Annotated in this window: 16 protein-coding genes; 8 read left to right on the top strand and 8 right to left on the bottom strand. The window is 65.0% G+C overall.

Annotation, left to right across the window (positions count from 1 at the left end; translation table 11 throughout):
- The first annotated feature begins 16 nt into the window (after positions 1–16).
- A complete protein-coding gene (locus K8R92_02130; protein MCE9618688.1) occupies positions 17–1,069 on the top strand; it encodes a redoxin family protein in 1,053 nt (350 codons plus the stop codon).
- A 30-nt stretch (positions 1,070–1,099) separates the two neighbouring features.
- Here K8R92_02130 and K8R92_02125 read toward each other — a convergent pair whose 3' ends face one another.
- Genes K8R92_02125 through K8R92_02115 form a run of 3 tightly spaced genes read right to left on the bottom strand, consistent with a single transcriptional unit; the run spans position 1,100 to position 4,152 of the window.
- Positions 1,100–2,182, bottom strand: a complete 1,083-nt coding sequence (locus tag K8R92_02125) for a Gfo/Idh/MocA family oxidoreductase (protein ID MCE9618687.1) — start codon at positions 2,180–2,182, stop codon at positions 1,100–1,102.
- Positions 2,179–3,096 (bottom strand): ROK family protein, encoded by a 918-nt coding sequence (locus tag K8R92_02120; GenBank protein ID MCE9618686.1) that lies wholly within the window; start codon positions 3,094–3,096, stop codon positions 2,179–2,181. Before K8R92_02120 ends, K8R92_02125 begins: the two co-directional genes overlap by 4 nt.
- 3 nt (positions 3,097–3,099) lie before the next feature.
- Positions 3,100–4,152, bottom strand: a complete 1,053-nt coding sequence (locus K8R92_02115) for a formimidoylglutamase (GenBank protein ID MCE9618685.1) — start codon at positions 4,150–4,152, stop codon at positions 3,100–3,102.
- 93 nt (positions 4,153–4,245) lie between these two features.
- Here K8R92_02115 and folE point away from each other — a divergent pair, with 93 nt between their 5' ends.
- From folE to K8R92_02100, 3 genes are all read left to right on the top strand, one after another.
- Positions 4,246–4,806 carry a GTP cyclohydrolase I FolE gene (gene folE / locus K8R92_02110; GenBank protein MCE9618684.1) on the top strand — a complete coding sequence of 187 codons (561 nt, stop codon included), beginning with the start codon at positions 4,246–4,248 and terminating at the stop codon, positions 4,804–4,806.
- Positions 4,807–4,951: 145 nt separating this feature from the next.
- Complete coding sequence (locus K8R92_02105; protein MCE9618683.1) at positions 4,952–6,529, top strand: oligosaccharide flippase family protein; 1,578 nt, start codon at positions 4,952–4,954, stop codon at positions 6,527–6,529.
- A 163-nt stretch (positions 6,530–6,692) separates the two neighbouring features.
- On the top strand, positions 6,693–8,237 hold the full coding sequence (locus tag K8R92_02100) for an oligosaccharide flippase family protein (GenBank protein ID MCE9618682.1): 1,545 nt from the start codon (positions 6,693–6,695) through the stop codon (positions 8,235–8,237).
- Positions 8,238–8,267: 30 nt separating this feature from the next.
- On the opposite strand, the gene K8R92_02095 is transcribed toward K8R92_02100, so the two are convergent.
- Genes K8R92_02095 through guaA form a run of 4 tightly spaced genes read right to left on the bottom strand, consistent with a single transcriptional unit; the run spans position 8,268 to position 14,898 of the window.
- The gene (locus tag K8R92_02095) at positions 8,268–9,764 is read right to left on the bottom strand and encodes an aldehyde dehydrogenase family protein (protein ID MCE9618681.1); all 1,497 of its coding nucleotides are present in this window, start codon (positions 9,762–9,764) and stop codon (positions 8,268–8,270) included.
- Position 9,765: 1 nt separating this feature from the next.
- Positions 9,766–10,869 carry an arginine N-succinyltransferase gene (locus K8R92_02090; GenBank protein ID MCE9618680.1) on the bottom strand — a complete coding sequence of 368 codons (1,104 nt, stop codon included), beginning with the start codon at positions 10,867–10,869 and terminating at the stop codon, positions 9,766–9,768.
- A complete protein-coding gene (locus tag K8R92_02085) occupies positions 10,870–13,329 on the bottom strand; it encodes an aminotransferase class III-fold pyridoxal phosphate-dependent enzyme (protein MCE9618679.1) in 2,460 nt (819 codons plus the stop codon).
- Between the two features lie 3 nt (positions 13,330–13,332).
- The gene (guaA, locus tag K8R92_02080; protein ID MCE9618678.1) at positions 13,333–14,898 is read right to left on the bottom strand and encodes a glutamine-hydrolyzing GMP synthase; all 1,566 of its coding nucleotides are present in this window, start codon (positions 14,896–14,898) and stop codon (positions 13,333–13,335) included.
- A 39-nt stretch (positions 14,899–14,937) separates the two neighbouring features.
- Between guaA and K8R92_02075 the strand changes: the two genes are divergently transcribed.
- From K8R92_02075 to K8R92_02060, 4 genes are all read left to right on the top strand, one after another.
- Positions 14,938–15,288 carry a HEAT repeat domain-containing protein gene (locus tag K8R92_02075; GenBank protein MCE9618677.1) on the top strand — a complete coding sequence of 117 codons (351 nt, stop codon included), beginning with the start codon at positions 14,938–14,940 and terminating at the stop codon, positions 15,286–15,288.
- Positions 15,289–15,389: 101 nt separating this feature from the next.
- Positions 15,390–15,827 carry an ATP-binding protein gene (locus tag K8R92_02070; GenBank protein ID MCE9618676.1) on the top strand — a complete coding sequence of 146 codons (438 nt, stop codon included), beginning with the start codon at positions 15,390–15,392 and terminating at the stop codon, positions 15,825–15,827.
- A gap of 33 nt (positions 15,828–15,860) precedes the next feature.
- Positions 15,861–16,208, top strand: a complete 348-nt coding sequence (locus K8R92_02065) for an STAS domain-containing protein (GenBank protein MCE9618675.1) — start codon at positions 15,861–15,863, stop codon at positions 16,206–16,208.
- 3 nt (positions 16,209–16,211) lie between these two features.
- Positions 16,212–17,036 (top strand): ABC transporter permease, encoded by an 825-nt coding sequence (locus K8R92_02060; GenBank protein MCE9618674.1) that lies wholly within the window; start codon positions 16,212–16,214, stop codon positions 17,034–17,036.
- A 5-nt stretch (positions 17,037–17,041) separates the two neighbouring features.
- Here K8R92_02060 and dprA read toward each other — a convergent pair whose 3' ends face one another.
- The gene (gene dprA, locus K8R92_02055) at positions 17,042–18,169 is read right to left on the bottom strand and encodes a DNA-processing protein DprA (protein MCE9618673.1); all 1,128 of its coding nucleotides are present in this window, start codon (positions 18,167–18,169) and stop codon (positions 17,042–17,044) included.
- Between the last annotated feature and the right edge of the window lie 15 nt (positions 18,170–18,184).

The raw sequence follows: 18,184 nt of genomic DNA, 5'->3' as shown, positions 1-18,184 counted from the left end.
CCTCAAGGAGATCGCCATGTTCACCACCCTCGTCGCCCTCGTCCTCGCCGCTCCCGCAACGCTGACCATTGGATCCAAGGCTCCGCCGCTCGCGGTCGACGCCTGGGTCAAGGGCGAGCCCGTTAAGGAGCTCCAGACCGGAACTCCCTACGTCGTCGAATTCTGGGCGACCTGGTGCGGGCCCTGCATCGCGAGCATTCCCCATCTCACCCAGATGCAGAAGGACAATCCATCGGTCCAGTTCATCGCAGTCGCCGCAAGCGAGCGCAAGAGCGGCGCGACCGACGCCCGCCTGGAGAAGCTGAAGTCCTTCGTGGCCAACAAGGGCGATGCGATGGGCTACCGCATTGCCTTCGATGGTGACCGCGACATGGGCAAGTCCTGGCTGGACGCCGCCGGCGCCGAGGGCATCCCCACCGCCTTCATCGTGGGCAAGGATGGAACGATCGAATGGATCGGCCACCCGATGGAGATGGACAAGCCACTGACCGCTGTGGTCGCCGGCACCTGGGACCGGACCAAGGCCAAGCAGGCCGCCGAGGCGCAGGCCAAGAGCGAAGAGGATGGCCGCGAGCTCACCAAGATGTTGGGCGCTGCCAACAAGAGCGGTGACTACGCACCGGCGCTGGCGAAACTCGACGAGATGATCAAGCAAAATCCGAACTCCACCCGGTGGTCGATGGTGAAGTTCCAGATTCTCAGCGGCCCCGCCAATCAGCCCGGCGAGGCGATCGCCGTCGGCAAGCAGCTCCTGGGCAAGGACCTTGAAGCCGAGGAATTCAACCAGCTGGCCTGGGTCACCGCCACCGAAATGCCCGCGAAGAACCGCGACCTTGATTTCGCGCTGGCCGCGGCTGAGAAGGCCGTCTCCAAGTCCAAGTCATCGGATCCGGCGATTCTCGACACCCTCGCCCGCGTCTACTGGGAGCGCGGCGACAAGGCCAAGGCGCTCACCACGCAGCAGCAGGCCGTGGCCCTGGGAACCAAGAACGGCATCGAAGGCGACATGCTTGAAGAGATGAAGGAATCCCTGGACAAGTACCAGGGCAGCGGCGACACCAAGCACTAATTGGGACCCGCCGCTCTCGGGCGGCGTGACTCACACTTCCACTTCGCGCCCCAGCTCGGCCGAGCGATAGACCGCGTCGATGACGGCCTGCACGCAGCGGCCCTCCTCGGCAGTGGCGATGGGCTTCGTGCCACTCTCCAGGAGCGACCGGAACGCGGACGCCTGCAAATCCCACGCCTGCTTGAGCGGATCCTCGGCGAGAAAGTGCGGCTCAAGATCCGCGGGCATCGAGTGAGTCTCAGTCGCGAGGGTGAGCCTCTTGGCGTGAAGCCCGATGTGACAGCCCGCCTTCTGGCCGAAGAGGATGACGCCATCCGGAAGCGCTCCGTCGGGAATGTTCATGGCCCAGGTCGTGTTCAACTCGATGGTCAATCCTCCGGCGCAGCGCAGCAGCGCCGTGGCGTGGTCCTCGACATCACAGACGCCGTCGAACCTGGGCGGGCCCGCCCACATGGACACGTGCGCGTAGTTCTTCATCTGGCGGCCGAAATTTGAATAAATCGCCCCGCTCACCCGCTCCACCTTGGGATAACCCGCCAGCCACAGCGACGCGTCGATGATGTGCACGCCCAGATCAATCAACGGCCCTCCGCCCGAACGCTTCTTGTCGGTGAACCAGCCTCCAAGCCCGGGCACGCCGCGGCGTCGGTAGGTGCTCGCCTTGATGTGATAGAGGGAGCCGAACGTTCCCGACTCGACCAGTTTCTTGGCGGTTGACACCGTCGGAAGCTGGCGGCAGACAAACCCCATCTGCAGCTGTTTCCCGGTTTCCCGGCACGCCTTCAATATGGCGTCGCATTCGGCGGCGGAAAGGGCCATGGGCTTTTCAAGCAGGACATGCTTGCCCGCCTTCAGGCTTTGCACCGCAAGCGGCATGTGCATGTTGTTGGGCACCGCGACCACGACGCCGGCGATGTCCGCCCTTGCCAGCAGCGCCTCGACATTCGGCATCGTCTCCGCCGAAGGGGCATCGCCGGAGAGCAACTTGGCGGCTTCGGGTTTCACATCCCAGATGGCGGCAACTTCAAGTCCCGCACGAGCGGCATGCCGTGCATGCACCGTGCCGATCGCTCCGCATCCGATGATTCCGATTTTTGTTCCCGTGGATTTCATGCCGTGAAGGTATCGCAAAGCCACGCCGCGCCGCGGACGCCGCTGGCGTCGCCGAAGCGGGCCGGCAGGATCGGCGTGCTCCAGGCATCGGCGAAGATGTGCGGGCGGATGGCCGCGGGAAGCCGCCCGGGAAGCCCCGCGACCAGGCTGGCCCCACCGCCCAGGACGATGGCGTCCGGGTCCAGCACATTGATGATTCCCGCGAAGGCCCGGCCCATCCGGTGGATCCAGCGGTCGATGGTTGCGGTCGCGCCGGGATCGCCCTCTTCGGCGAGCGCGGCGATGCGGGTCAGCGGGATGCGCTTCGATTTGGCGCCAAGCGCGTGATCCATTTCTACCGCGCTGCCGGAAAGAAACTGCTCGAGGCATCCGGTGCGACCGCACCAGCAGGCGGGCCGAGAGCGCTCTTCGTCATCGGGGTTGGGGAGCGCCGTGTGCCCCCACTCGCCGGCGATTCCGTTGGCGCCGCCGAGCACCTTTCCATGGACCACGATGCCGCCGCCGCACCCCGTGCCCAGGATGACGCCGAAGACCACTGAAGCTCCTTTGGCCGCGCCGTCGATCGCCTCGGAGAGTGCGAAGCAGTTGGCGTCGTTGGCGGTGCGCACCCGCAGCCCGAGCCGCCGCTCCAGATCCGCGCGCAGCGGCTTGCCGTTGAGGCAGGTGCTGTTGGCGTTGCGGTGCAGGCCGGTGGTTGGATTTTCCGAGCCCGGAGTTCCGATGCCGACCCCCGCGACCGCACCGGCGACGGGTCGCGCCCGCGAGACCAGCTCCACAATCGCCTTGAGCGTCGCCTCGTAGTCACCCGAAGGAGTGGCCACGCGCTCATTCCAGATCACGGAGCCGCTGGAGTCGACCACCGCTGCTTCAATCTTTGTTCCGCCGAGATCGACGCCGATGCGGTTCAATGTCATGCCTCAGGAGCGCCGCGCGATCGAGATCTTGGCGACATCCGCCATCATCAGGGCCGCAAGACGGCCGACCCCCTGCGCGTCGGATTCCCCGGGAATTCCCTCGCAGACATGGAAGGTGCCGACCCTTCGGCGCCGGGCGATGTGGCGCAGCATCTCCCGCGCCTCCTCGACGGCCAGGCCCGCCGGAGTCGCAGCGCTGGCGGGAACACCGGTGATCGCATCCAAGTCCATCTCCAGCGCCAGCGGGCGCTTCTTGACGAACTTCACCGCCTCCTCGCTCGCTCCCAGATGGGGCGCGACCACGAAATTCTTGCGGAAGTGCCCGCGCGTGCGAATCGTCTCCAGGGTGACAGCGCGCAGCGCGGGCTCCTCCTGGAGGCGCTCCCACATCTCGTTGTTGATGAAGGGCTCCTGCAGGCCGAGCACGAAGTAGCGCTCGAGGAACTTGTCCCGCAGCGCCGCCGAGAAGGAGTTGCCGCTGTGCCGCCCTTCGTCGCTGCGCAAGTCGGCGTGGGCGTCGATGTTGATGCACCCCGCCGGCTCCCCCGCGGCCTGCGACAATCCCTTGATCAGTCCGTAGGCATTCTCATGCCCGCCGCCGACGGCGATGAGCAGTTTGCCGGACTTGAGAATGTCCGTGGACGCCTCGGCGACGCGCTCGTCGACCTTCGCCACGTGGGCCCGCAACGCATGAAGGTCGGCTTCCGCGCCGGGATCCAACTTGGCCGCCTCGCGCATCAGGTCGTCGACGATCAATTCGCCCAGGAGAAGAATCGAGTCGCCGCGCAGCGTGGCGTTGTCCTGCATGGCCAGGAATTGCCGCCGGGCGGCGCTCCACAGCGAGGCGGATCCGATCTTTCCGAAGTTGGCGCGGACGCCGATATCCGAGGGAATCCCCAGCACGGCCACCGGCGCCGACGAGCGGGCCAGTGCTTCGCGCCAGGGCTCCGCATCGCCGCAAAGATCCACGGTTTCGGCCAGTTTCTTCTCGCCCGCACGCCGTCGAACCAGCTCAACGGCGTCACTGCGAGTGAGTTTGCGGATCAGCTCCGGCATGGCGGGATGCTACCTGCGGGAAGGCGGGGCAGCGCCTATCCTCCGCATCGCATGAAAGAGCCCGACTTCAACGATCCCGCGACCAAAAAGGCCATGGAGCAGATCCGCTCCATTCTGGGGTTCATCGGGGACGATCCCAACCGCGAGGGGCTGATCGACACGCCTCGCCGCGTCATCAGCGCGATGCACGAACATTTCTGCGGGTATGCGATGGATCCCTCCGAGCCGCTTTCACGCACCTTCACCGAGATCGAGGGCTACGACCAGATGGTCCTGCTCAGCGGCCTGGAGATCCAAAGCCATTGCGAGCATCACATGGTTCCCTTCGTGGGCAAGGCGCACGTCGCCTACATTCCCGACGGGCGCGTGGTGGGTCTGAGCAAGCTGGCCAAGGTGGTCGAGATCTTCTCCAAGCGCCTGCAGGTGCAGGAGAAGCTCACCGCGCAGATCGCGGGCGCCATCCAGGAGCACCTCAAGCCGCGCGGCGTCGCCGTGGTCGTGCAGGCACGGCATTACTGCATGTGTTATCGGGGCGTGCACCAGCCGCACGCATGGACTACAACGAGCAAGCTGACCGGGGTTTTCCTGAACAATTTGGCAACCCGCGAGGAGTTCCTGAGATTGATTTCCATCACGCAGACTCCGACGATCTAACGCTCGCCAGGAATTACGCTTAGGCGCAATAATGGTGAATTGATGTATTGGAAATTCAGTGAGCTCATTTCCGCAATGAAGGTCGATAGCGGCCGTTCCGGGGCACGCCTGAATTTCACTTTTTGAGCGGCTCGACTTTCCCCGCATGCCCAAACATAAATCGACCAACCTTTTCATTGTCGGCTGCGCGAGCGTGATCAGCCGGGTCAGTGGCCTGCTCACGACGATTGTCACGGCGTGGTACCTCTCGCCCGCGGAATACGGCCTGTACGCAATCGTGCTCGGCATCACGACATTCACCACGATCTTCCGCGGCGGCGGTACCTCCACCCTATTTCCCACCATGAAGCCGGAGGAGTGGAGAACCGTCGGTGGAGGACTTTTCTTATACTCGATGATCTTCGGCCTGCTCGGAGCTGTGCTGACCCTTGGAGCCGCATTGCCCACGGAGTTTCTGTATCCGCCCGAGGCGATCCGCGGACTGGGATGGCTCCTGGCCATTACGTCGATCCAGTTCATCGTCTTCACGGCCTCGAATTTCCCGCGCATGATGATGGCCTCGAAGCTGATGTTCTCGCAGGTTGCGGCCATGGACATCACGGCATCGCTGGTGAAATTCGGCGTCGCCTTCTACTGCGCGTCGCACGGCTTCGGAGCGATGAGCTTCGTGATCTCGGTGTTGGCGAACAGCCTCACGGTCCTGATCTGGGCCACGCTCAAGAGCGGAATCACCTGGCAAAACCTGACCGTGGCGCCGGACTGGATCCCCCGGACCCTGTCCTTGATCAAGATCCCCTTCTTGATCGCCATCGTCAACTCGCTGGGCAGCCAGCCGGACTTCTTGATCGCTAGCTTCTTCATCCCGATCTCCTCTCTTGGCATCTATTCTTTCGCGAGCCAGATGGCCATCCAGCCCGTCCTGCTTGTCTCGGGGACGCTTCAGAACGTGCTCTCCCCCTACGCGGCGCAAATCCGCGGTCACGACGATTCGGAGAACGAGCACATTCGCCAAACCTTCCTGACCGGGATTGTTTTCGTGCCCATCTTCGTGATGGCGGTCGCCGCCATGTACCCCAGCATGGTGCACTTGCTGTTCCTTGAGAAGTGGGACGCAAGCATCATGCCCGTCACCTTCGCCAGCATCTTGCTGATCTTTCCCACGGTTCAAATCCTGCTGGAGGCGCCGATCATGGGCGCCCGGCGCTGGTGGCTGACGCTGCGGCTCTTCGGCGGACGGGCGCTGGCGAAGATCACCGGCGCCCTGCTCGCGGTGGGGGCCATCTTCGCGTTCGACATCCCGGACGTGCACAAGTCCACTGCAGTGATCATCGGCGTGGGACTGGCCGCGACCATGGTCTCGCTCCTGCAGATCTACCAGGTCACCAAGCAGGTCAAACTGCCGGCAAAAACCTTTCGCTACGAGATCTACTCGACACCGATGTACGCGATCCTCGCGGCGATTGCCACATCGGGCCTGGCGGAAAGCGTCGTGGGACTCCTGCACATTGCCAGCATCACATCGCGGCTGGAATCGCTGCTGGAATTCCTGTTCTGCCTGGCCGCCTATTCGACCATCAACCTGGTCCTGCTCCGCTTCGGCTACATCGAGAATCTGCACAACATCCTCATCCTGGTCCCGAGCGGAATTCGCTCCAGACTGTATCGGCTGATGCTGCTCGAGGAGCCGAATAGGGCGCAGGCCAGCCCCTCGCCACAGCACTAGACGCCTCTGCAGTCCGCGCCGCGCGGCCCCCGGGTTTGGGCGCCTCGCTCGGCCGGAACAGGCAAATAATTTTTCGCTCGAAGGGAGGTATTTCGGGCAATCGCTTTACTCGCCAAACGCTGGATTGCCTATATTCTGGAATTTTCTCGGCGCTGATTTCACGATGAAGAGCAAGTCAACCAACATATTCCTCGTCGGACTTTCCAGCATCTATAGCCGGGGCAGCGGATTGCTCACGCAAATCGTGGTGGCTTGGTACCTGGCGCCCCACGACTACGGCCTCTACGCGATCGCATTGGGCATCATGACCTTCACCACCATCATGCGCGGTGGCGGCACCGGCACGATGTTCCAGACCATGACGCCGAGCGAATTCGGCACCATCGGCGGCGGGCTCTTCAACATCACGCTCACCTGCGGCGTCCTGGGGACGGTCCTGACGCTCTCCTCCGTGCTCCCGGCGCAGTACCTCTACCCCCCGGACTCAACAGGGGGGCTGGGGTGGATCCTCTTCGCCTGCGCCCTTCAATTCCTCACGTTCAACATCTCCACCTATCCCCGCGCCATCATGGCCTCGAAGCTGTTCTTCAAGCAGATCGCGCTTATGGACACGGTGGCGGCGACCCTCAAGTTTCTTACCGCCTTCTACTGCGCCTCCCACGGCTACGGTGGCATGAGCTTCGTGGTGGCCCTGATCGTCAACAACCTCGTCGTCATCCTGTGGAGCCTGCTGCAATGCGGCGTCCAAAGGAGCTACTTCGTCGCCGCACCGAACTGGCTTCCGGACACCATCGCCGCCATTCGGATCCCCTTCTGCATCGCGATCATCACCTCGCTGGGCAGCCAGCTCGACCTGTTCATCGCCAGCTTTTTCATTCCGGTCGCCTCGCTGGGCATCTACTTCTTCGCCAACCAGATGGCGATCCAGCCGATCCAGCTCCTTTCGTCGACGCTGCAGAGCGTGCTCGCCCCCTACGCGGCGCGGATCCGCGGCGACGCCGATTCCGAGAACGAGAACGTCCGGCAGACCTTCATGACCGGAATCGTCTTCGTGCCCATCTTCGTGATGTCGGTCGCCGCGGTCTATCCCAGCATGGTGCACCTGATGTTCAAGGAGCGCTGGGATGCCAGCATCCAGCCGGTGGTCTTCGCCAGCGTCCTGCTGATCTATCCCACGGTCCAGACGCTTCTGGAGGCGCCGATCATGGGCACGCGGCGCTGGCGGTTGACGCTCAAGCTCTTCTTCGGGCGCGCCCTGGGCAAGTGCGTCGGCGCCCTGGTCGCCGTCGGTTGCATTTACGCCTTCACCATCCCTGTGGAGCATGTCGCCACCACCCTGGTCATCGGCGTGGGCGTGGCCAGCACGGCGATGGCCCTCTTCCAGATCCAGCAGGTTTCCCGCGAGGTGCACCTCCCGTCGACCACGTTCCGCTACGAGATCTACTCGACGCCGCTCTACGCCATCCTGGCGGCGGTGGCGACTTCGGGCCTGGCCAAAAGCGTTGTGGAGCTCCTTGAGATTTCGAGCACCTCGATTCGAGTCGAGGCGTTCATCGAGTTCGCCTTCTGCCTGTTGACCTACACCGCGGTGAGCTTCGTCCTGCTGCGCTTCGGCTACATCGATGCCCTCCATCACCTCCTGCTGCTCTTTCCACGAAACGTCCGCACGCTGCTTTACCGAATCCTGGTGCTCGAGGAGAAGAGGTAACGGCGCCCGACCGGGACGCGCCTTTGAACGCTACGTCACATCGCAGTGCAGGCCGCTGGGCACGGCGACATCGGCGCCGCCCTCCAGCGAGGCCACCGGATAGGCCGCGCTGTCCACGGCGAAGAGGCCCGCGGGACGAAGGTTGCCGCTGCGGCCCGTGCCGCCGAAGGGCAGCTTGCTGCTGGCCCCGGCCGTGCCCGAGTTCCAGTTCACGCAGCCCGCCTTGATCCCCTGCAGACCTTCGCGCCAGAGGGATTCCTTTTTGGTGAAGATCGCCGCCGCCAGCCCGAACTCCGTCGCGTTGGCCTGGGCAATGGCGTCCTCGAATTCATCGACCACGCTCACCTGCACCAGCGGCGCGAAGGTCTCCGCGTCCGTGGCGCGCTCGAAGCGCGGAACCTCGATCAGGCTTGGCGTGACGAAGAATCCCTTGCGCTCCATGCGGACGCCTTCCAGCAGGACGCGCCCGCCGCGGGCGCGGAGGTCCGATTGCCGGCTTAGGAAAGCCTCCGCCGCGCGCTGATCCACCAGAGGCCCCATGAAATTGGGCTCCGGCGCGTCGCCCGGCGCGATGACCATCGTGCTGGCGACCTTGGTGAAGGCGGTCACGAAGCGGTCGGCGCAGGAGCGGTGCACGATCATGCGACGAGTGCACGTGCAGCGCTGGCCGGTCGTGGCGTATCCGCTGCGCACGCACTCGATCACCGCGGTGCGCAGGTCGGCGTCCTCCCAGATGATGGCGGGATTGCTGCCGCCCATCTCAAGGGCCACGATCCGCCCCGGCCGGTCCAGGTTCGCCTCGAGCACGCTGCGGCCGGCGGGCCAGGATCCGGTCAACATGATGCCGTCGACTCCTTCGTGCCGCGTCAGTTGCTTCGCGGTCTCCACGCCGCCCTGGAGGACATTGAAGACGCCGTTGGGAAAGCCCGCCTCCTTGGCGAGCGCGGCGATCCACTGCCCGGTCGCCGGAGTCTTCTCGCTCGGCTTGAAGATGATGGTGTTGCCCATCAGCAGCGAGGGAACCCAGTGGCCATTGGGAAGGTGCGCAGGAAAATTGAATGGGCCAAGGATGGCGACCGCGCCGAAAGGCTGAAAGCGGCAGAACCCTCTGCGGCCGCCGCCTGCGTCGACCTCGAAGTCGGCGACCCGCGAGATCGTCGCGGGCTGCAGCGTGATGTCGATCTTGTCCGAAAGCAGCTTGACCTCGGCGCGGCTCTCGGCAAGGGTCTTGCCCATCTCCAGCGTGATGGTCCGCGCCAGCGCCTCGGCGTTGGCTTTCACCGCGGTCGAGAAGGCCCGCAGTTGCTGGGCCCGCTCCGCAAGCGGCTTCCGTCTCCAGCTTGGAAAGGCCGAACGCGCCGCGCTGACCGCGGCGTCAACGTGCTCCGGTTTCGCCGCGCCCGACCAGGCCGTCGCATCGGGATCGGCGGGATTTCGGCTTTGAATCGAGTCGCCCGGAATCGCCCGCCACTGGCCGTCGATGAAATCCGACGGGTTGCGCAGGATCCATTCGCTCGAGAGGGTCATGTCACTTGGCCCGCGATGTCTTGCGGCGCTTCACGGTTGTTGTCCTGGCGGAGGACTTCTTCGCCACGCCTGCCTTGGGCGATCGCTCGGCGTGCAGCGAGACGCCCACCTTCGCGCCTTCGCGCGCATGGATTGCCTCGGCGGCTTCCCTTGAAATCTCCACCCCGCCATTGCGGATCTGGCAGAGCGTGCGCACCGCGCGGAAGCCATGCTCCTTGCTGCTGTGGCTGACGAAGGCCAGCACTCCCGCCTCGCGCTTGGACAGGGCGGTCAACTTGAGCTCCTTGGTCTGCCGCACCATGGGAATGGAGTCGCGGTCGGCCTCCAGGTAGGGCCCGCCGTCGAAGGGATCCACATGCGTGGTGACCTGAAAACCCTGGCGGTCGAGCATCGCTTTGGCCGCCAGCGTCTCCTCGCCCACCTTGCCGATCAGCGCCCGCGCGTCGGGCGGCAGAATGCTGGCGAAGATCTCGCCGCGCGGCCAGAGGTTGGTCATGAACTCCTTGGAGTGCTGGCAGAAAAGATCCGCCTCCTGGTAGGAGAGGTTGATGAAGCGCCGGCCGAGGTACTCCCAGAGCAGCGTGCGGCTGTCCGGCGTCACCGGCCCCATCATCTCGGCGAGGATGCGCGGTGCGAACCACTTCTTGTGCAGACCGATGAAGTGGAAGCGGATCAGCGAGAGCAGCGAGCCAAGCTTCTCGGCGTGCCCGCGGTAGCCCGGGGCGAGGATCAGTCCGCCGACCTCGCTCGGGCCGCTCTCGTCGGTGCCGAACTCGAGCGTGACATGGCTCTGCCCCTGCTGCAGGTCGTTGGAGTAGAAGTGCCGCTTGCGGACCTCAAGGAAGACATGCGGCCAGCCCTTCCAGCTGATGCAGGCGATCACGGCGCTGGTGCCGATCACGTTGCCGGTTTCGGCGTCCTCCAGCACGAACATGAACTGCCGGTGGCGCGTGTCCGTCTGCCGGTCCGCGAAGCTCAGGCGGCTGCGGCTGATCTTGGTCGCGATGATGTCGCGGTCTGCCGGCAGGTTCAGGAAATGGACCATCTTCGCCAGCTTGAGCAGCGTCGGAAGATCCTCGAGGGTCGCCTGGCGAATGACGAACATCTACGTGGTCCGCTCCAGCGACTTTTCCAGGATCTCGAAGACGGGACCGAACTCCGCGGGCTCCATCACGCCGATCGGCGGAAGAAAACGCAGATGGAAGGGCCCGTGGCCGCAGAGGAAGGCGATCACGCCATCCTCGAAGAGATTCTGCAGCAGCTTGGTGATCTTCTCCTTGTCCCCGCCGAAGGGCGTCAAGCGCATCATGCCGCCCGCGCCGCCGACATGGCTGCGGCTCTCGAGGCCATGCGATTTCTTCACCGGCGGAAAGAACTCGCCGCGGCGCTTCACCAGATCATCGGCCTTGGCCCGGAACGCGGCGTGCAGCTTGGCGATCCGACCCTCCGGTCCGTAGAAGCCGCCATCCCGAAGGCGCGTCAACATGGAAAGCCCCGCATGGAACGATGTGGCGCTGGCGCTGAAGGTTCCGCTGAGAAGCCCCGGTTTGGGATTCATGTCGGAGGTGTAGAGGCAGGCGCAGGCCTGGCTGATCTTGCCGATGGTGGCCACGTCGATGAGCTCGCCCAATCCCAGGGCTTCAAAGGCAAACATGCTTTGCGTGCGCCCGAAGGTTTGCACCTCGTCATCCCACACCGGCACGCCCGCCGCCTTGCAGGCCTTCATCAGCGTGGTGAAGAACTCGCGCGGCGCGACGTTGAATCCGCCCTCGCCCTGGATCAATTCAAAGACGAAGCAGGAGTGCTGACCCGGATAGCGGCGAAGGCACTCCTCCAGTTTCGCCAGCGACGCCTCGGTGCTGGTCGCACCGAGGTCGGGATCGTAGAACGGGATGTAGTCCACGAGAATGTTTTGCGCCAGCCCCTGCCGGTAGGCGGGCTCGTCGCCGATCTGGCTCATCGCCACGCTGCGACCCATGAAACAGTCGTTGAATGCGATGACCCGCGGCGCGCCCTGGCGCTTCTGCTGGCAGATCTTCAGTGCCGCCTCGTTGGCCATGCAGCCGGAGTTGGTGACGAAACAATACTGCAGGGCGCTGGCTCGCCCCGCTTCCTTGGTCAGGAATTCCGCGAACGCCACGCTATCGGCGTTGAATTGCAGGTTTCCCTCAAGCACCACGTCGGCCATTGCGGCTTCCAGACAGGCGCGGGTCACCCCGGGATCGGAGTGGCCGAACATGTTCACTCCGATGCCGTTGATCATGTCCCACTTCACGCTGCCATCGAGCAGCTCCACCAGCGCGCCGCGCCCGCGGCCGCTGCCGATGTAGGGGTAGTAGCCGCCGCGGGCCCGCACCAGTTTGGCCCGCTCCAGCCAGCCGTTGAGCGTCTCGCGCCCCGCCTGGGTGGCGGGCTTGGCGCCGGTCAGATCCTGCGACGACAACTTCAGTTGATTCACGATCTGGTCGATCGCGCCGCGCACGGCCGGATGCTGCGCCAGCGCGGGCAGAACGCCGCCGGGCGCCGGCTCCTGGGTCTTGGTGGCGACGGTGGCGGGAGTCATGCGCCTATAGATGCTACCGACTGAATTCCCCGCGACCGGATTCCCGCCGCGACCGTCTGGCCGCATGGGAACCGACACAAAATGCTCCGCCTTCAGGATCGGCTCGCCCTTCCATCGATAGGCCATCAGCCGCCCGCCGCGCGCCACGGAATAATCCACGCACGCCACGTTTGGCGCCAGCGGCTGGGCCGGGGCCGTGCCCGGAATCCAGTAGTGGCCAACGATGACCGGCGGCTCCTTGGCGCCGTAATGGAAGGCGTCACGGATGATTTCCTGCGGCAACGGATCGACCGGAACTCCGCTGCGCAGCGGGAAAGCGAGATCGGCGTAGGTCCTGGCCCCGCCCTCTCCGAACCAGCGCGTCCGCATGACTTTGCGGGCGAAACCCTCGGGATCCGCAAGGGTGACCCCGGCGGGAAGGTCGACCTCCGGACCCTTGAGGATGCATTCCATGGCGGTCTCCTGTGGCGAGCCGCGCGCATGCACGGCGCGGATCACCTCGTCGGTCGTGGTCCAGTCATTTCCGAAGGCCTCGCGAAGCACCCGCATTCCCCGCGCGTCCCAGCAAGCGTGGACGCAGCGCAACTCGCCCAGATCCAGCCACCACGGAAGCGTGCGGAACCAGTTCAGCCATTCGACGAACTCCGCCGGCGGAATCTGCGCCAGCGTCTGGCTGTGGATCCGCCGGTTCTTCTCGGTGTGGGCGCGGCACCAGTTCTGTGAATCGTCCTGCGTTTGCTGCGGCGTGCGCGGCGTCGCCCAGGCCAGCGCGTTCAATTCATGGTTGCCGATGACGGCCTTCGCGGTGCCGGCCTCCACCATGGAGCGCACGATCTCCAGCGTCCGGCGGATGCCCGGCCCGCGGTCGATCCAATCCCCGAGAAACACGGCCACGCGATCGGAGTGACGGTAGACGCCGGATTTTCTTTCATAGCCCAGGTGATCAAGCAGCGCCTCAAGCTCCTCCGCATGCCCGTGGACATCGCCGATCACGTCGTACATGGGCTACTCCCATTCGATCGTGGCGGGAGGTTTGGTGCTGATGTCGTAGACCACGCGATTGACGCCGCGCACCTCGTTCACGATCCGGCTGGAGACGCGGGCCAGCACGTCCCAGGGAAGCCGGCAGAAGTCCGCAGTCATGAAGTCGCTCGACTCCACGGCGCGGAGGCCGACCACCGAGTCGTAGGTGCGGCCGTCGCCCATCACGCCAACGCTGCGCACCGGCAGCAGCACCGCGAAGACCTGGCTGGTGGTGCGGTAGAGGTTGGCGGCGTGAATCTCCTCCAGCAAAATGAAGTCGCACTCGCGCAGCAGCGCCAGCCGCTCCTCGGTGACATCGCCGATGATCCGCACGGCCAGCCCGGGCCCAGGGAAGGGATGGCGCCAGACCAGCGCCGAGGGCAGACCGATCACCTCGCCCAGGCTGCGCACTTCGTCCTTGAAGAGGTCCTTGAGCGGCTCGACCAGCTCGAAACCCAGGTCCTCCGGCAGTCCGCCGACGTTGTGGTGCATCTTGATGTTGGCGGCGGTGCCCGCGTGGCTCTGGCCGCTCTCGATCCGATCGGGATAGAGCGTGCCCTGGGCGAGGAACTTTACCCCGCCGCGCACTTCCTTGGCGGCGCGCTGGAAGACCTCGATGAAGCGGTGGCCGATGCGCCGTCGCTTCTCCTGCGGATCCTCGATGCCGGCCAGATCGCCCAGGAATTCCTTGCGCGCGTCGACCACCTTCAACTCCACGTCGAAGTGGTGGCGGAAGGCGCTCTCGACCAGGTCGCGCTCGTTCTTGCGCAGCAGCCCGTTGTCCACGAAGATGCAGGTCATCTGACCCGGCACGGCGCGGGCGATCAGGGCCGCGGCCACGGCGCTGTCCACGCCGCCGGAGAGCCCGCAGATGACGCGGTCCTTGCCGACCTGACGACGCACCCGCGACACCTCCTCCTCGAGGAAGTCGGCCATCGCCCAACTGCCGGTGCAGCCGCAGGCGTTCTGCAGGAAGTTCCGCAGCAGGTCGACGCCGCAGGGCGTGTGGGTCACCTCGGGATGGAATTGCACACCCCAGAAATTGTGTTTGCGGTGCTTCACCGCCGCCGCAGGGCAGGTGGGCGTGCTGGCCAGGACTTCGAATTCCTCGGTCAACCCGGTGACCTGGTCGCCGTGGCTCATCCACACCGTCGCCGGCGAGGAAATGCCATGCAGCAACCCGTTGGAATTCTTGACGTGCAGCTTGGTCCGGCCGAATTCGCGCGCCGGAGCGCTGCCCACCTTGCTGCCGAGCAACTGGCAGCCCAGCTGCATGCCGTAGCAAATGCCCAGCACGGGCACGCCCAGCTCGAACAACTTCGCGTCGCAGCGCGGGGCGCCGGCCTCGGTCACGCTGGAGGGTCCGCCGCTGAGGATGATCCCCTTGGGATGGTGCGCCCTCAGTTTCTCCAGCGGTTCGTTCGGGGCGACCAGCAGGCTGAAGGCCCCCGCCTCGCGGACGCGCCGCGCGATCAACTGCGCGTACTGGCTTCCGAAATCCAGGACCAGAATGGTGTCTTTGTCTTGCAGCGTCTTTTCAGAACTCATGGAGGATTCCGTTGAGCGGCTCATGGTACAACTCTCGATATGAATCGTCACTTCGGCCCTCTCTTCGCGGCGGCCAGCCTTCTGCTCCTGGCCTCCTGCAGCTCGGTCGATTCCGGCCCCCCGCTGCAGAGCCCCGACCCGGACGTGCGCATGAACGCGGTGCTGCAGGCCGGCGCCAGCGGCGACGAATCCAAGGTTCCGCAGATCGTGCCCGCGCTGCAGAGCGAGGATCCGCTGGTGCGCTGGGCGGCCCAGCAGTCGCTGCAGAAGTTGACCGGCACCACGCTGGGATACCTCTGGAGCGATAGTCCGAGTAAAAGAGCCGATGCGATTGAAAAGTGGGTTGAATGGTGTAAAAGTAAAAATTTCTCACCCCCGGCGGCTTCCTAACCGAAAATATGGGGGTAATGTGTCTCCTCCAAACCCCGCCCAGTCGTTCGCTCATGGATGAACCGCACCTTCAAACCTGTATTTTGAGCCGCCCGGAATTGATGGCGCCGGTCCGCGCGATGCTCTGCGAGCTCGCTTCCCGCGCCGGCCTGGACGAGCCCGCGTGCGGGCACATCGCGCTGGCCATCGACGAGGCGCTCACCAACATCATCCGGCACGGATACAAGAACGATCCGGACAGCCGCATCTGGATTTCCGCCTGGGAACTCAAGAGTCCCAAGGGCCTGCGCATTCAGATCGACGACCTCGCCCCCCAGGTCGATCCCTCGCAACTCAAGGGCCGCAAGCTCGAGGACGTTCGTCCCGGCGGGCTCGGCGTGCATCTCATCCACTCGCTCATGGACGTGGTCCAATTTTCCCAGCGCCCCGGCGGCGGCATGCGCCTGGTGACTGAAAAGTACCTCGATCAGGCGGCGGCGAAATCCGGCGCGTCCACTTGTCGGAGCCAATCCGGGCACGGCGAGCGGGCCGCGGGCTAGCAGGTCGGCAGGAGTTCGACTAGCATCCATCGCATGTCAGGGGCAACCATCCTCGTCGTCGAGATCGAGACTCTGCCGGACGGGTTCGCGCTGCGCCCCAAGGGGGACGTGGACATGGCCCGGTCGCCGGCGCTGCGGGCCAAATTGACCGAATCGCTCAAGAGCAAGCCCGGCCGCCTGGTCGTGGACCTCTCCGACGTCCCCTACATGGACTCCAGCGGACTGGCCACGCTGATCGAGGCCCTGCAGACCACCCGCAAGAACCAGATCAAGTTCATCATCTGCAACCTCTCCCCGAGGGTGCGGAGCATTCTTGAAATCGCCCGCCTGACCACGGTGTTCACTGTGGTCGAGAATCGCGAACAAGCTTTGCAGGCGTAGCCCGTGGCACGGATTTCGACCGCCGCCGTGCAGCTTCTGGACCGCTGGATCGCCACGCTCCTGACCATTTTCGAGGCGGTCGGCGGGCTCACCCTGCTGGCGTCGCAGATCCTGCGCTGGCTCAAGCGCTCCCTGCTCCTGCGACAGATCCGCTTTGGATTCCCCGCCGCGGTCTCTCAGATGAACCGCGTGGGCGTGCGCAGCATCGGCATCGTCACGCTTGTCTCCGGCTGCATCGGCCTCATCCTCGCGGTGCAGACCTCGCCCAGCCTGCGGGATTTCGGCCAGACCGACAAAGTCGCCAATCTCATCGCGGTCGCGGTCTTCCGCGAACTCGGACCGCTGATCGCCGCCATCGTGCTCACCGGGTTCGCCGGGGCCAGCATCGCCGCGGAACTGGGAACCATGGTCGTCGGCGAGGAAATCGAGGCGCTGGAGGCGATGGCGCTGGACCCCATCCGCTTCCTGGTCGTGCCGCGCGTGGTTGCCACCACCATCAGCCTGATCCTGCTGGCGGTGCTCTCCGACCTCACCAGCGTCATCATGGGCTGCGTGGCCGGAGTGTTTTTCCTGGACATTCCCTACGAACTCTACAAACAGAACACGATCGACCAGCTCAAGCTTTCGGATTTCACCACCGGCCTGCTCAAGGCCGCGGTCTTCGGACTCATCCTGGGCCTGATCGCCTGCCAGAACGGGCTTCGCGTCACCGGCGGCGCCGCCGGCGTGGGCAAGGCCACCACCGCCACCGTGGTGCAGACCGTGGTCGCGGTGGTCCTGGCGGATCTGGTCTTCAGCGTCATCTTCGCGGTGCTGGGCTGGAATTGACCGGATCAATTCCGCAGACGAATGCCTCCAAGCTCCAGGCGAGTGACCGCGGCCATCACTTCCGCAACCCCCAGGTTGGTCGACTGCGAAAGCTGGTCGTAGTCGAGTGAGCGCATCGACTTCGCCGCTTCCAAAACTTTTTCCATTGCGGGGGTGAGCTTGAGGACTCCGGCCGCGGGCCGCGAGGCAAAGAGGCCATCGCCCATCGCGGCCGCCCGCTCCGAAAGCACGCCCGCGACCAGCATCGAGCTTGAGCGCAATTGCTGCGAAACATCGGCGACGCTGGTGACCAGGGCCGCCCACCCCTCTCGAATGGCGCGGTGGCATCCTTCGCTTGAGGGCGAATCGACGCGACCCGGAACTGCCATCACCTCGCGTCCATGGCTCTCCGCCGCCAGCCGCCCCGTGATCAGCGCGCCGGAATTCACTCGGGCCTCGATCAGCAGCGTGCCCAGACTCAGCGCGCTGATGATGCGATTGCGCCGGGGAAAGAGCCCCGCTTCGCTGGGGTGGTAGGTGGGAAATTCGCTGCAGAGCGCGCCGCCTGCGGCCACCACGGCGTCGAAGAGGGAGGCGTGCTCCGGCGGATAAGCGCGGCCGACGCCCCCCGCGAGCACGACCACTGTCCGGCCCTGTCGCCGCAGCGCCGCCCGATGCGCCGCGGCGTCGATTCCGCGGGCGCCGCCTGAGACGATCGTGAACCCCTGCTCCGCGAGCCAGCCGGCGAACCGGTCGGCCTGCTCCATTCCATAGGCGCTGCAGATGCGGCTGCCGACGACGGCCACGGAAAAACGGTCCGCCTCCTGGAAGGTGCCTCGCACCCAAAGCGCCAGCGGCTCGGGAGTCGCGGTCCGCAGCAGCTCGGGCCAATCCAGATCTCCGGGCAGGATGCCGCACACCGATTCTCGCTCCATCTCCTCAAATTCGCGCTGCACATCGATTGAGTCCATGCTGCGACGGACTTCCTCCGCGTCGCGACCCAGCACCTCGGACAATTCCTTCACCGAAGCCGCAAGCACTCCACTGGCGCCGGCAAAGGCCTCGAGCAGAAGGCGGCCTTCATTGGGACCAATCCCCCGGGTCAACGCGAGCTTCCAGTGGTCCGGGGGAATGTCCTTGGGTTCGCGGGGCATCCCGCCACGCTACCG

The sequence above is a fragment of the Planctomycetota bacterium genome (genome assembly GCA_021414025.1).
Classification (GTDB): Bacteria; Planctomycetota; Phycisphaerae; order Phycisphaerales; family SM1A02; genus SYAC01.
This window is presented reverse-complemented; position numbering and strand designations above follow the sequence as displayed.